The organism is Streptomyces sp. H27-H1 (assembly GCF_026627445.1).
In the GTDB taxonomy this organism is placed as follows: domain Bacteria; phylum Actinomycetota; class Actinomycetes; order Streptomycetales; family Streptomycetaceae; genus Streptomyces.
In genome coordinates, this window is the sequence record NZ_JAPNLJ010000092.1 from 1 (window position 1) to 11,757 (window position 11,757).

Genomic DNA, 11,757 nt, shown 5'->3' on the forward strand with positions numbered 1-11,757 from the left:
TGCGCAAGCTGCCGGCGCAGATCCAGGAGATCCTCGACGGCGAAGAGGACATCAAGAAGCTGGCCGCCGAGTACGCCGAGGCCAAGTCGATGATGTTCATCGGCCGCGTCCGGGGCTACCCGGTGGCGCTGGAGGCCTCCCTGAAGCTCAAGGAGATCTCCTACATCCACGCCGAGGCCTACCCGGCCTCCGAGCTCAAGCACGGTCCGCTGGCCCTCATCGAGCCGTCGCTGCCGACGGTCGCGATCGTCCCGGACGACGACCTGCTGGAGAAGAACCGCGCGGCGCTCGAGGAGATCAAGGCCCGCAGCGGCCGGATCCTGGCGGTCGCCCACCGCGAGCAGGAGAAGGCCGACCACACGATCCTCGTGCCCAAGAACGAGGACGAGCTGGACCCGATCCTGATGGGCATCCCGCTGCAGCTGCTGGCGTACCACACCGCCCTGGCCATGGGCCGTGACATCGACAAGCCGCGCAACCTGGCGAAGTCCGTCACCGTCGAATAGCCGGACCGCGCCGCACCGGCGCCGCCGCGCACGAAGAAGCCCCCGGGGATCCCCCGGGGGCTTCTCGCGTACCCGCTCGTTCAGCTCGCGGCGACCGCGCCGCTCGAACGCTTCCCGAAGGCCATCGGCCAGCTCGCCAGCGCCGCGGTGGCCCCGTACCAGGCCAGCAGCCCGGAGAGCGCCGCCACCCAGCCGCCCACCTTGCCCAGCATGTCGCTCTCGGCGAAGGTACCTATCGCCAGGAGCAGCAGGGAGAGGGTGAACAGGCCGTACACGCCCTGACCGAACAGCCCGCCCGCGGCGGCGACGGTCAAGCTCAGTGCCAGCATGGCGAACAGGACGAGGAACATTCCGGCCGCGTCTGCCGAAACCTTTCCGTCGGCCCCGTTGGCCCAGGTGAACCAGAAGGCGCCGATACCCGCGAAGGCCGTGCCGTTGAAGCCGTTGCCGCCGCGGTATTCGAGGATCCCGAGGACGAACAGGGCGAGCCCGCCGATGAACGTGGCGAGCGACACGGAGTTGGCCACGGTGACACCGGCGATGATGCCGGTGTTGCCGATACCGAACGCGAGAAGGGTGAGACCCAGGGCCATGTACCCAAGGGTCGAAGTCGAGGCCGTGCTTCCCGCAGAGACACCGTTGTCCACGGCGGGCTCCCTTCGATCTGCAGTTGTTTGCTGCGTCCCAGCAGCCTTTATCTACCCCTTACATGGGGGTGCACAACCGCACAATCGACATACAGTGGGTTACGGGATGACAACGACCGGTCGCTGCGCCCGCTTCGCCAGCCGGCCCGCCACCGATCCGAAGATCCGGCCGACGATGCCGTGCGTGGAGCCGACCACGATGGCGTCCGCCGAGTACTCCCGGCCGACCTCCTCCAGCTCGTGGCAGATGTCCCCGCCCCGCTCGACGAGGATCCACGGAACCTCGGACAGATAGTCCGCGCAGGCCAGCTCCAGCCCCAGCACCTCGGTGCGGTGGTCCGGCACGTCGACGAAGACCGGCGGCTCGCATCCGGCCCACACGGTGGTGGGCAGCCGGTTCGCGACGTGCACGATGATCAGACCGGAGCCTGAGCGGCGGGCCATGCCGATCGCGTACGCGAGGGCGCGCTCGCTGGACATGGATCCGTCGAAGCCCACCACGACCCCGTGCCGGAAGGCCGGGTCGCAGGGATGACGTGGCTGTTCCACCGCGCGCAGGTCGGCCGATTCGGGGTCGGCGAGGCGTTTGCGCTTACGGTCCGCGGGTTCGGGGAATTCGTGACCGGCCATGGGTGTCTCGGCGAAGAGGTCCTCAGGGGAAGGAACAGGGGGACGGGGCGCCAATAGGCGGAAGCGACGATTCAAGAGGGACGATTCCAGAAAACGACAACTCAGTGTGACCGAGCTCTGTCCGGGAAGCATCTTCCCAAGCCCATACCCACCAGGGTACGGCGACACTCCTGCAGTGTGCAGGGCATGCCGCCCTTGGAGAGCGTCCCAGGGAGCATGCCGCAGCCACGGCGCCTTGGCAATGTCCGCTGTCCCCTACAGCCAGTGACGAGAAGCACGCCATCGGGTGGGTGCCACCCGTGCGCGCAGTGACCGAGCCGCGCCGGACGCCGTTGGACAGGAGTCCGACCGTCCAGGAAGAGCCCGCAGGGAGCACGCCGTGCCCGGTCATCCGGTTCACCCCGTCCAGCCCGCTCAGCCGACGCAGTCCATCCACATTCCACCCCCTCCCCTTCACTCGTCCGTGCAGCCCGCCCGGCGGCCCCACGAGGACCCCGCGGGTGACGTGGTGCGCTGGGCGGCATTCAGCTGCCTGCTCGTCCCCGTGGTCCTCGTCGTCTACGGGACCTCCTTCGGCGGGGCCGCGGTCGCCACCCTCGGCCTGGCCGCCGTCACGACGGCCTGCCGGGTGCTGCTGCGCCAGTCGGAGCAGGCGGAGCGGAATGCGGCCCGGGTCCGCCCGGAGGACCGATTGCCGCCCGCGCATCGGGGCCGGCACTCGCGCGCCGGGGCCGCGACCCGGCGCGGATGTCACGTTTCCGGTGGGATGTCCTCGCGCGACTGACTGATTCGCACATCCACACCCGCATGTTTTCAGCCAACTTCCCGGCAGGTCACCCTCCTTGCCGGAATGTCCCCCCGACCCCCTCACCATCAGCGACCACAAGGCCACAGGGGGTCTTTGACCCTACGAGTACTGGCCATGGCCGGACAGTGCGCTTTCCACCCGGGTAGCGGAGTGGAACGCTTCCTGATCGAATGCTTTTCGCCAAGTTGCCAAATCGACATAGCGCTGCGTGCTCAACTTGTCACGCCGACACCACGGGACGCAGTAGATTCGATCATGCATTTACGGCGGGGGAGCCACGTGCAAGGCCGAGGGGATACGTGCAGGTGCGACCAGACCAAGGAGTCGCGACACCCAAGGGGGGCTTAGCGCCATGAGCCAGGATTCCACCGCCGTCGTCGTAGACGGCAGGAAGCTCGCGGGGCGTCGCCGCAGGGAGATCGTCGCGGTGCTGCTCTTCAGCGGCGGACCGATCTTCGAGAGCTCCATTCCACTTTCCGTGTTCGGCATTGACCGGCAGGACGCGGGAGTTCCACGCTACCGACTGCTCGTGTGCGCCGGTGAGGACGGTCCGCTGAGGACCACCGGCGGACTCGAACTGACCGCGCCATACGGGTTGGAGGCGATCGCCCGGGCAGGCACGGTCGTCGTTCCCGCGTGGCGTTCCATCACCTCACCGCCGCCACCGGAGGCGCTCGACGCGCTGCGTCTGGCGCACGAGGAGGGAGCCCGGATCGTCGGACTGTGCACGGGGGCATTCGTGCTCGCCGCCGCCGGTCTGCTGGACGGCCGGCCCGCGACGACGCACTGGATGTACGCGCCGACGCTGGCCAAGCGCTACCCGTCCGTCCACGTCGATCCGCGCGAGCTGTTCGTCGACGACGGCGACGTGCTGACGTCCGCGGGCACCGCGGCCGGAATCGACCTGTGCCTGCACATCGTGCGCACGGACCACGGCAGCGAGGCGGCGGGGGCACTGGCCCGCCGGCTCGTCGTCCCACCGCGCCGCACGGGTGGCCAGGAACGCTACCTCGACCGGTCGCTGCCGGAAGAGATCGGCGCAGACCCGCTGGCCGAGGTCGTCGCCTGGGCACTGGAGCACCTCCACGAGCAGTTCGACGTGGAGACGCTGGCGGCGCGCGCCTACATGAGCAGGCGCACGTTCGACCGGCGGTTCCGCTCGCTCACCGGCAGTGCGCCGCTGCAGTGGCTGATCACCCAGCGGGTGCTCCAGGCACAGCGGCTGCTGGAGACCTCCGACTACTCGGTCGACGAGGTCGCCGGACGCTGCGGGTTCCGCTCGCCGGTCGCGCTGCGCGGGCACTTCCGCCGCCAGCTGGGGTCCTCCCCGGCCGCCTACCGCTCCGCCTACCGGGCCCGCCGCCCGCAGGCGGACGTGGCCCAGGTGGCTCAGCTGTCGGAGTCGCCGGTCCCGCACCAGCGCACTCCGCAGCCGCAGCGAGCAGCCGCGGCACTTGCCGCGGCCGGTCCCACGGTGACGGAGCTGTACGCCCCCGGCCGGGCGCTGCGCGAGCACGCGTAAGCAAGGTCCCGGGAAGGTCCCCCACATCGGTAGTCACCGATGTGGGGGACCTTCCGCATAAGGTGGGGCGCATGAACGATCGCATGGTGTGGATCGACTGCGAGATGACCGGGCTCTCGTTGACGGACGACGCACTTATCGAGGTGGCCGCACTGGTCACCGACTCGGAGCTCAACGTGCTCGGCGAAGGCGTGGACATTGTGATCCGCCCGCCGGACGCATCCCTGGAGACCATGCCCGACGTGGTGCGCGAGATGCACACCTCGTCCGGCCTGCTCGACGAGCTGGCCGGCGGGACCACCCTCGCGGACGCGGAGGCACAGGTCCTGGCCTACGTACGGGAACACGTGAAGGAACCCCGCAAGGCTCCGCTCTGCGGAAACACGGTCGGCACCGACCGCGGCTTCCTGCTGCGCGACATGGCCGCACTGGAGGGGTACCTGCACTACCGGATCGTGGACGTGTCCTCGATCAAGGAGCTGGCACGCCGCTGGTATCCGCGCGCCTACTTCAACAGCCCCCCGAAGAACGGCAACCACCGGGCCCTCGCGGACATCAAGGAGTCCATCGCGGAGCTGCGCTACTACCGGGAGGCCGTCTTCGTGCCGCAGCCCGGGCCCGACTCGGACACGGCGCGGACCATCGCCGCCAAGCACGTCGTCCCTGGCGAGTAGCACCCACCGGAGAGAGGTGCGGGGGAAGGGGGGAGCGAGCACCCTCCCGGACCCTGTACGCTTTTCTTCGGCCGGTCGGTTTTCCGACCGGACATGGTGGGTGTAGCTCAGTTGGTAGAGCACCTGGTTGTGGTCCAGGTGGCCGCGGGTTCAAGTCCCGTCACTCACCCTGCGAGAGGGCCCCGTTCCGCGAAAGCGGGGCGGGGCTCTTCGCGTTCCCCGGAACGACCGAGCACCCTTCCCCAGACCATGCCTCCCCGCCCTAGGCGCGGAAGGCGTCCGCATGGTCCGCGGCCCAGCTTTCGAAGGTGCGCGGCGCGTGGCCGGTGAGCCGTTCGAGGTCGTCGGTGAGGCCGACGGGGAGGCCGTCCGAGGCGGACCAGAAGTCGAGCAGGGCCTCGGCGTACGGGCCCGGTATGTAGCCGTCGACCTCTGACTTCCACTGCTCGCGGGAGACCGCCGCGAAGGCTATGGGCCGTCCCACGGCCTCGCCCAGTATCTCCAGCTGCGCGGCGAAGGTCAGCGTCCGCGGCCCGGTCAGGGTGTACGCGCGGTCGCCGAGCGAGGGGTCGGCGAGGACCGCGAGGGCGGCTTCGGCGACGTCGGCCTCGTGCACCGGATCGCTGTACGCGCCCGGGTACGGCAAGTGGACCGGGCGGCCGGATTTCATCGACCAGGCCCAGCCGAGGGCGTTGCTCGCGAAGGATCCCGGGCGCAGCAGGGTGGTGCGCAGCGGGGAGGCGAGGAGAGCCTGCTCCACCGCGAGGTGGGAGGCGGCGAGGGGATTGTCGGCGGCGTCGGGGGCGAAGACCGAGGCGGAGGAAAGGAGTACCACGTGCTCGACGCCGGCGTCGGCGGCCTCCTTCACGAAGGCGTCGATGGCGGCTGCCTCGGCGTAGAGGAAGACGGAGCGGACACCGGCGAGGGCTTCGGGGAAGGTGGCGGGATCGGTGAGGTCGCAGTGGATGGTGCCGGGTTTGTCGGGCTCTCGGGATGCGAGGCGGTGTGGGACCCCGCGGGTGGCGAGGAGGGATGAGAGGCCGCGGGCGATGGCGCCGCGGCCACCGGTGACGAGGATCTTAGACATGGCGGATTCCTGTTCCGATTGTTCTAGACTGAGTACGTGACGCAGATTCCGTGTGACGCATCCTCTGCGTCACGCAGATAAATTTGGACCACGGAGAAGCCCATGTCAACCGATTACGCTCGTCCGAGTGATGAGTGGACCCGCGCCGAGCTGCTCGCGCGCATCGTCACCGAGAGCCAGCGGCACTACGCCGACTACTCGCTCTTCAGCCAGGCGATGGCCGACCACGTCGGCCTGCACCCCACCGACATGCAGTGCGTCGCCCTCCTCGACATGGAACCGGACCCGGTCAGCACCGGCGACATCGCCCGCCTCACCGGGCTGACCTCCGGCTCGGCCACCCGGCTCGTGGACCGCATGGTCAAGGCCGGCGTCGTGGAGCGGCACGCCGACCCGAACGACCGGCGCCGCTCCCTCGTCGCCCTCTCCCCCGCCGCCCGCGAGCGGATCGGCGCCGCCTGGGAGACCCCCGGCCGCGCCTTCGGCGCCGTACTGCAGAGCTACTCCGACACCGAGCTCGCCGTCATCGCCGACTACCTGCACCGCGCCGCCGAGGTCGGCCGCGACCAGGCCAAGCGGCTCACCTCGGGCAACCCCGACTGATCTACCGAACCGGTCGTTCCACCGCTACCGTGCCGGGCAACGGGCAACAGCGCGCGCCGGAGTTACGGGAGGGTCGGCGTGCGGCTGGAGGTTGTCCATGTCCCCATCCTCGTCCGCATCCCCACCCCCACCCGCGCCCGCGCCCCCGTCCGCCCCCGGCGGCTTCCGCGGGGTGTTCGCCCTCGGCGGCCGCGCCCTGCCCGCTCCGCGAACGCCGCCGTGCTCCTCGCCCTCGTCGCCGCCGTACTCGGCGGGCTGCCGCTCGCCGCCCGCATCGCGCTCGCGGTCGCCGCCGGGCTCACGGCGGCGCAGGTCGGGCCGCTGACCCGGGCCCGCTGGGCGCGCATGGCAGGCGAGGACAAGGCCCTGGTCGGGGCCGCGCTCTCCTTCGACACCACCCTCGACGAGGTCGCCTTCATGGTGGGCCCCGCACTGGCCGGGATCCTCGCCGTGACCGTCCATCCCGCGTCGGCGCTGGTCCTCGCGGCGGCCCTGGTCCTGGTCTTCGGGACGCTCTTCGCCCTGCACCCCACGGCGCCCCGGCCGACGGGACGGCCCGCCGCCGCGCGCGGCGGCGTACGACTGTGGTCTCCGGGGCTCGCCCTGCTGTTCGTCGTGGCCGTCCTGCAGGGCGCCTCGTGGAGCGCGGCCAATACCGGGGTCAACGCGCTCGCCGTCACGGTCGGCTCCCCGGGGGCCGCCGGGCCGGTGTGGGCCGCCATGGCCGTGACCAGTTCGATCGCCGGCTTCGTGACCGTGGCCCGGCCCGGGCCGGCCTCGCTGACCGTCCGGCTGCGTAGGACCGTCACCGCCCAGGCACTGCTGGCACTTCCGCTGCTCGCCGTCGTCGGCCTGTGGGGCGCGGCCTTCGCCGTCGCCGGCATCGGACTGGCTGTCGCCCCGCACCTGATCGCTCTGTTCGGTCTCGTGGAACGGGCCGGGCCCGCGGAGCGGATGGGCGAGGCCATGACGCTGGCCGGCAGCGGTCTGATCATCGGCCAGGCGCTTGCCGCGGCTGCCTCCGGTCCGCTCGCCGCGGCGTACGGGTACCGGGCGGCCTTCGCCGTGTCGTGCGCGGCGGCGGCCGCCTCCGCAGTGGTGGTGTGGACGGCCGCCGGCCGGGTGCGGGGGCCGGGCTTCAGCCCGACGAGCTCCGCATCGCCGCCAGACCCTTCGCCAGGTCCTCGGCGTTCATCATCGGAGCCACCTCCAGCTCGGCGTTGAACTGCAGGAACAGGTCCTCCATCAGGGACGGCAGCGGGGAGCTGTCCTGGAGGTCGAAGACGATCCAGCAGGACCGGACGCCCTCGTGGAGGCCGAAGCAGGCGGCTTCCGGCTCGGCCTTCTCCATGAGTTTCCTCACGGCGTCGGGGAGGGGGCCGCTCTTGATGCCCGTTCATCTCGGCCGTGTCATATGGGCCCTGCGCACGACTCTCACGCGCGGCTCCGCTGTCACGGCCACCCTGAGCGGGGGCCCGGACGGCGGCAACCTCTCCGCCTCCGTCCGGACGGCGGCTACCGCGTACGCCGCGCGCGGCGCCCCGGTGTCCCGGCTAGTCAAGGATCCCCGTGTCGTAGAAGATCCGGTAGCGCGTCGGGTCGTCCGGAAGGAACCAGTGGAAGCCTTCCTCCAGGAAGACGGCGACGAGGTTCACGGCGATCACCAGCCCGAGGAACCACAGCGCCGCCATCCCCACCGCGCGGTGCGGCCCCGGGTCCTCCGCCGGGACGGCCCGGTCCGCGGTGGCGTGGGCGAAGGCCAGGACGATGCCGACCGCGACGACCGAGGCCTGGAAGAGGATCCACGCCCAGACGTAGAGGTGCAGGCCGAACAGTTCGCTCCCGTACCCCTTGTCGCCCGGCAGGACGTGCAGCATCGTCTGCCGCCACGAGGCGAACGAGCCGGCGGTCACGGCGACGAGGGACAGGCCCCAGCCCATCATGTAGTCGCGGCCGGTCACCGCCCCGTGCGACAGCGCCGTCCGGACGATGTGGGCCGCGCCCATCGCCGCCAGCAGCATGAACATCCGCTGCACGATGCAGAGCGGGCACGGGGACTCCCCCATCGCGAACTGGTAGAAGAGCCCGCCGCACACCACCGCCGTCCAGCCGATGGCGAAGGCGCACGCGAACCAGTACTGGACCCGGCCCAGCAGCCCGCCCGCCAGCGGCGTCTCCGGGAGGAGGCTGGACATCGCGGCCATCGTCAGTAGCTCAAGGTGAGGGCGAGACCGCTGGTGACGTGGTGCGCCAGCAGCAGGATCACGGCCAAGAACATGAGCCACCAGGCACCGAGCACCACGAACCGCGGGGAGTCGCGGTACATCGCGATCAGCGTGGCGAGAAGGCCGCCGAAGATGAGGGTGTCCATGGCGCGGACCGTACCGACAGGGGGACATACCGGACGCGCGGCGCGCCCCCCGCGACCGCAGGGTTACGTCGGTTGCCCTCCGGCGGGGTGACCGCTCCGGCCATGGGGGCGCCGGCCGCCCCGACCCTTGCGCCGGCTGCGCCCCGCGCGTGCGGAGGCGCCCCGCGCCCGCCCGTCCAGCGCGATCCACACCCGAACCTCGGTGCCGCCGAGCACCGAACGCCCCAGCCGCACGTCCCCGCCCGTCGACTCCGCGACCCGCCGCACGATGTCCAGCCCGAGGCCCGTGGACCCGTCGCGGCCGCCGTCGTTGCCGCGCCGCAGGGCCGCGTCCGGATCGGCGATGCCGCCTCCCGCGTCCGAGACGAGCACGATGACCGCGTCCCCGGCGTCGTGGACGTCCACCGCGAAGGGGGTGCCCTCCGGGGTGTGCCGGAACACGTTGCCGAGCATGGCGTCCAGCGCCGCGGCGAGCTCCGGCCGGGCCACGGGGATCCGTACCGTACGGTCGACCCCCGCGAGCCGCACCTCGCGGCCCTCGTCCTCCGCCAGCGCCGACCAGAACGCCATCCGGTCGCGGATCACCTCGGAGGCGTCGCAGCCGGCGCCCGGCCCCTGGGCTGCGGCCGGCCGCTGTTCGCGGGCCGTACGGATGATCGTGTCGACCTCCCGCTCCAACTGCTCCACGGCGGCCCGGGTCTGTTCCGCGGCCGGGCCGTCGCCGAGCGAGGCCGTGTTGAGCCGCAGCACCGTCAGCGGCGTCCGCAGCCGGTGCGAGAGGTCGGCGGCCAGCTCCCGCTCGTTGGCCAGGAGTTCCACCACCTGGTCCGCCATCGAGTTGAACGCGACGGCCGCCGAGCGGAGTTCCTTCGGTCCCTCCTCCGGGACCCGGGCCCCCAGCCGCCCCTCGCCCAGCCGGTGCGCGGCGTCCGCGAGCCGTTCGGCCGGCCGCACCAGGCGGGCGCCGAGCCGGTCCGCGACCGCCACCGAGCCCACGACCAGGGCGAGACCGACGGCCGCGAGGACCAGCCAGGCGGTGGCCACGCCGTTGCTGGCCTCACTCTCCGGCACGAGGACCTCCACCACGGCGATGTCCCCGGAGCCGAGCGCCACGGGCTGCAGCAGCGCGAAGCCGCCACCGGCCACGGGGACCGTGGAGGCCCGCCCGACGCTCCGGGTCTGGGCGACGGCACGCTCCCCGGCCCGCCCGTGGCCGATGTCCACGCTCGGACTGCCCCCGACGGCGGGGACGTGCACGGCCATCCGCTGGGCGGCGCCCATCTCCGTGGACTCCACGGCCTTGCGCAGCTGCACCGGGTCGGTGGTGATGGACAGCGTCGGCCCGATGGTGGCGGCCTGCCGCTCGGCGTTGGAGACCGCCCGGTCGCTGGCCATTTCCTGGACGACCAGCCCGAGCGGCACGGCGAAGGCCACGACCACCATGACGGTGACCGCGAGGCACACCTTGACCAGTGCCCACCTCATGTCGGCATCACCGCGGCGGCTCCAGCTTGACGCCCACACCCCGCAGCGTGTGCAGGTAGCGCGGGGTGGCGGCGGTCTCGCCGAGTTTGCGGCGCAGCCACGACAGGTGGACGTCGATGGTCTGGTCGTCGCCGTAGGACTGCTGCCAGACCTCGGCGAGCAGCTCCCGGCGGGCCACCACCACGCCCGGGCGTCCGGCGAGGAAGGCCAGCAGGTCGAACTCCCGACGCGTGAGGTCCAGTACCGCCCCGTCCAGCTCGGCCTGCCGGCGCAGCGGGTCGATGGCGAGGCCGCCGACGCGCAGCACGCGGGAGGGCGGTTCTGCGTCGGCCGCTTGAGTGCGGCGCAGGACGGCGGCCATCCGGGCGGAGAGGTGCTCCACGGAGAAGGGTTTGGTCAGGTAGTCGTCGGCGCCGTCGTTGAGCAGCCGGACGATCTCCGCCTCGTCGTCGCGGGCGGTCGCGATGATCACGGGCACGTCGGTGATCCCGCGCAGCATCTTCAGCGCCTCGGCCCCGTCCAGGTCGGGCAGTCCGAGGTCGAGGATCACCACGTCGAAGCGGTTGTGGGCGACCTCGCGGAGCGCCTCGAGGGCGGTGCCGACGCTGCGCACGGTGTGCGAGGCCTCGGTCAGGTGCCGGATGAGGGCGGAACGTACGAACTGGTCGTCCTCGACCACGAGCACACTAGCCATGGCTCGCACCGTAGCCCATTCGGGGGACGCCGAGGGGTGCTGGGCCAGGTCTGCGGCGGGTGGTGCAGTATGTCCACCGATGCGAAGAGGACTTGTACACGCGGGGGCGTGGACCCTGGCGACCGGGGCGGCGGTGACGCTGTCGTGGTGGGGCGTGCACACGGTCATGTCCGGTACGGCCTACGATCCGCCACTCGCGGTGCCGCTGACCACGCAAGCCCTCTCCTCCTCCACGCACCAGGCACAGCCGCCGGAGCCGTCGCCCTCGCCGCCGTCCCCGTCCCCGCTGCCGTCCTCTCCTTCCCTCTCCCCCTCGCCTGCCGCTTCCCCTTCCGCCAAGCCCTCCCCGCCTGCGGCCCCGCATCCGGCGCGGCAGGCGGCCCCGAGCGAGAACGTGAAGGCGTACAGCGTCTCGGGCGGCCGGGCCGTCTTCGGCATCGGCGCCACCTCCGCCGAGCTGGTTTCGGCGACCCCGGTGGGCGGCTGGCGGATGCAGGTCTGGAAGCAGCCGTCCTGGATCCGTGTCACCTTCACCCGTGACGGCCGCGAGGTCTCGGTGTTCTGCACCTGGCACGACCACCCGCCGCTGGTGGAGATCATCGACCCCTAGTAGGACTCCGTTAGGTGTGGTCTGGTCTTGTGCGTTCGCGCTGGTGGCGGGGTTTGGGTAGGGGTCGGTGGCAGGTGGTGCAGACGCCGGTCCAGCAGTTCAGCAGGCTCTGGATGGTGT

15 protein-coding genes and 1 tRNA gene are annotated in these 11,757 nt (G+C 71.5%); 8 read left to right on the forward strand and 8 right to left on the reverse strand.

Translation table 11 applies throughout. From position 1 onward, the window contains the following. Positions 1-506 (forward strand): SIS domain-containing protein (locus OTB20_RS40820; RefSeq protein WP_267824974.1); only part of this gene is annotated, 506 nt, incomplete at its 5' end. A gap of 80 nt (positions 507-586) precedes the next feature. On the opposite strand, the gene OTB20_RS40825 is transcribed toward OTB20_RS40820, so the two are convergent. Both OTB20_RS40825 and OTB20_RS40830 read right to left on the reverse strand, forming a co-directional pair. Next, positions 587-1,153: an acetate uptake transporter gene (locus OTB20_RS40825; RefSeq protein WP_267824975.1), complete on the reverse strand. Its 567-nt coding sequence runs from the start codon at positions 1,151-1,153 to the stop codon at positions 587-589. A 99-nt stretch (positions 1,154-1,252) separates the two neighbouring features. Continuing rightward, positions 1,253-1,783 (reverse strand): universal stress protein, encoded by a 531-nt coding sequence (locus tag OTB20_RS40830; RefSeq protein ID WP_267824976.1) that lies wholly within the window; start codon positions 1,781-1,783, stop codon positions 1,253-1,255. Positions 1,784-2,246: 463 nt separating this feature from the next. On the opposite strand from OTB20_RS40830, the gene OTB20_RS40835 reads away from it, so the two are divergent. The 4 genes from OTB20_RS40835 to OTB20_RS40850 all read left to right on the forward strand — a co-directional run bounded on the left by OTB20_RS40835 (position 2,247) and on the right by OTB20_RS40850 (position 4,956). Then, positions 2,247-2,567 (forward strand): hypothetical protein, encoded by a 321-nt coding sequence (locus OTB20_RS40835; RefSeq protein WP_267824977.1) that lies wholly within the window; start codon positions 2,247-2,249, stop codon positions 2,565-2,567. Between the two features lie 376 nt (positions 2,568-2,943). Then, a complete protein-coding gene (locus OTB20_RS40840) occupies positions 2,944-4,113 on the forward strand; it encodes a helix-turn-helix domain-containing protein (RefSeq protein WP_267824978.1) in 1,170 nt (389 codons plus the stop codon). Between the two features lie 71 nt (positions 4,114-4,184). Further along, positions 4,185-4,787 carry an oligoribonuclease gene (gene orn, locus OTB20_RS40845; RefSeq protein WP_267824979.1) on the forward strand — a complete coding sequence of 201 codons (603 nt, stop codon included), beginning with the start codon at positions 4,185-4,187 and terminating at the stop codon, positions 4,785-4,787. A gap of 96 nt (positions 4,788-4,883) precedes the next feature. Beyond that, a tRNA-His gene (locus tag OTB20_RS40850) sits at positions 4,884-4,956 on the forward strand. Between the two features lie 93 nt (positions 4,957-5,049). Here the strand turns inward: OTB20_RS40850 and OTB20_RS40855 are convergent. Continuing rightward, entirely contained in the window at positions 5,050-5,874 is an 825-nt protein-coding gene (locus OTB20_RS40855) for an NAD(P)H-binding protein (RefSeq protein ID WP_267824980.1), read from the reverse strand. A gap of 102 nt (positions 5,875-5,976) precedes the next feature. Between OTB20_RS40855 and OTB20_RS40860 the strand changes: the two genes are divergently transcribed. Then, on the forward strand, positions 5,977-6,477 hold the full coding sequence (locus tag OTB20_RS40860; protein WP_267824981.1) for a MarR family winged helix-turn-helix transcriptional regulator: 501 nt from the start codon (positions 5,977-5,979) through the stop codon (positions 6,475-6,477). A gap of 78 nt (positions 6,478-6,555) precedes the next feature. After that, complete coding sequence (locus OTB20_RS40865; RefSeq protein WP_267824982.1) at positions 6,556-7,701, forward strand: MFS transporter; 1,146 nt, start codon at positions 6,556-6,558, stop codon at positions 7,699-7,701. On the opposite strand, the gene OTB20_RS40870 is transcribed toward OTB20_RS40865, so the two are convergent. The 5 genes from OTB20_RS40870 to OTB20_RS40890 all read right to left on the reverse strand — a co-directional run bounded on the left by OTB20_RS40870 (position 7,616) and on the right by OTB20_RS40890 (position 11,027). Beyond that, positions 7,616-7,828, reverse strand: coding sequence for a hypothetical protein (locus tag OTB20_RS40870; RefSeq protein WP_267824983.1), 213 nt, complete (start codon positions 7,826-7,828; stop codon positions 7,616-7,618). The two genes, OTB20_RS40865 and OTB20_RS40870, sit on opposite strands and share 86 nt — an antisense overlap. A gap of 202 nt (positions 7,829-8,030) precedes the next feature. After that, on the reverse strand, positions 8,031-8,672 hold the full coding sequence (locus OTB20_RS40875) for a disulfide bond formation protein B (protein ID WP_267824984.1): 642 nt from the start codon (positions 8,670-8,672) through the stop codon (positions 8,031-8,033). 11 nt (positions 8,673-8,683) lie between these two features. Next, positions 8,684-8,848 carry a DUF5993 family protein gene (locus tag OTB20_RS40880; RefSeq protein ID WP_267824985.1) on the reverse strand — a complete coding sequence of 55 codons (165 nt, stop codon included), beginning with the start codon at positions 8,846-8,848 and terminating at the stop codon, positions 8,684-8,686. A gap of 63 nt (positions 8,849-8,911) precedes the next feature. Continuing rightward, the gene (locus OTB20_RS40885; protein ID WP_267824986.1) at positions 8,912-10,333 is read right to left on the reverse strand and encodes a sensor histidine kinase; all 1,422 of its coding nucleotides are present in this window, start codon (positions 10,331-10,333) and stop codon (positions 8,912-8,914) included. Between the two features lie 7 nt (positions 10,334-10,340). Further along, positions 10,341-11,027, reverse strand: a complete 687-nt coding sequence (locus tag OTB20_RS40890; RefSeq protein ID WP_267757168.1) for a response regulator transcription factor — start codon at positions 11,025-11,027, stop codon at positions 10,341-10,343. A gap of 79 nt (positions 11,028-11,106) precedes the next feature. On the opposite strand from OTB20_RS40890, the gene OTB20_RS40895 reads away from it, so the two are divergent. Further along, positions 11,107-11,637 (forward strand): hypothetical protein, encoded by a 531-nt coding sequence (locus tag OTB20_RS40895; protein ID WP_267824987.1) that lies wholly within the window; start codon positions 11,107-11,109, stop codon positions 11,635-11,637. Positions 11,638-11,757 lie beyond the last annotated feature (120 nt).

What these genes read in the sequence shown, in the direction of transcription:
- OTB20_RS40855 (WP_267824980.1), bottom strand. Translation starts at nt 5,874, where the DNA reads ATGTCTAAGATCCTCGTCACCGGTGGCCGCGGCGCCATCGCCCGCGGC.
- OTB20_RS40830 (WP_267824976.1), bottom strand. Translation starts at nt 1,783, where the DNA reads ATGGCCGGTCACGAATTCCCCGAACCCGCGGACCGTAAGCGCAAACGC.
- OTB20_RS40840 (WP_267824978.1), top strand. Translation starts at nt 2,944, where the DNA reads ATGAGCCAGGATTCCACCGCCGTCGTCGTAGACGGCAGGAAGCTCGCG.
- OTB20_RS40895 (WP_267824987.1), top strand. Translation starts at nt 11,107, where the DNA reads ATGCGAAGAGGACTTGTACACGCGGGGGCGTGGACCCTGGCGACCGGG.
- OTB20_RS40890 (WP_267757168.1), bottom strand. Translation starts at nt 11,027, where the DNA reads ATGGCTAGTGTGCTCGTGGTCGAGGACGACCAGTTCGTACGTTCCGCC.
- OTB20_RS40870 (WP_267824983.1), bottom strand. Translation starts at nt 7,828, where the DNA reads ATGGAGAAGGCCGAGCCGGAAGCCGCCTGCTTCGGCCTCCACGAGGGC.
- OTB20_RS40880 (WP_267824985.1), bottom strand. Translation starts at nt 8,848, where the DNA reads ATGGACACCCTCATCTTCGGCGGCCTTCTCGCCACGCTGATCGCGATG.
- orn (WP_267824979.1), top strand. Translation starts at nt 4,185, where the DNA reads ATGAACGATCGCATGGTGTGGATCGACTGCGAGATGACCGGGCTCTCG.
- OTB20_RS40885 (WP_267824986.1), bottom strand. Translation starts at nt 10,333, where the DNA reads ATGAGGTGGGCACTGGTCAAGGTGTGCCTCGCGGTCACCGTCATGGTG.
- OTB20_RS40875 (WP_267824984.1), bottom strand. Translation starts at nt 8,672, where the DNA reads ATGTCCAGCCTCCTCCCGGAGACGCCGCTGGCGGGCGGGCTGCTGGGC.
- OTB20_RS40860 (WP_267824981.1), top strand. Translation starts at nt 5,977, where the DNA reads ATGTCAACCGATTACGCTCGTCCGAGTGATGAGTGGACCCGCGCCGAG.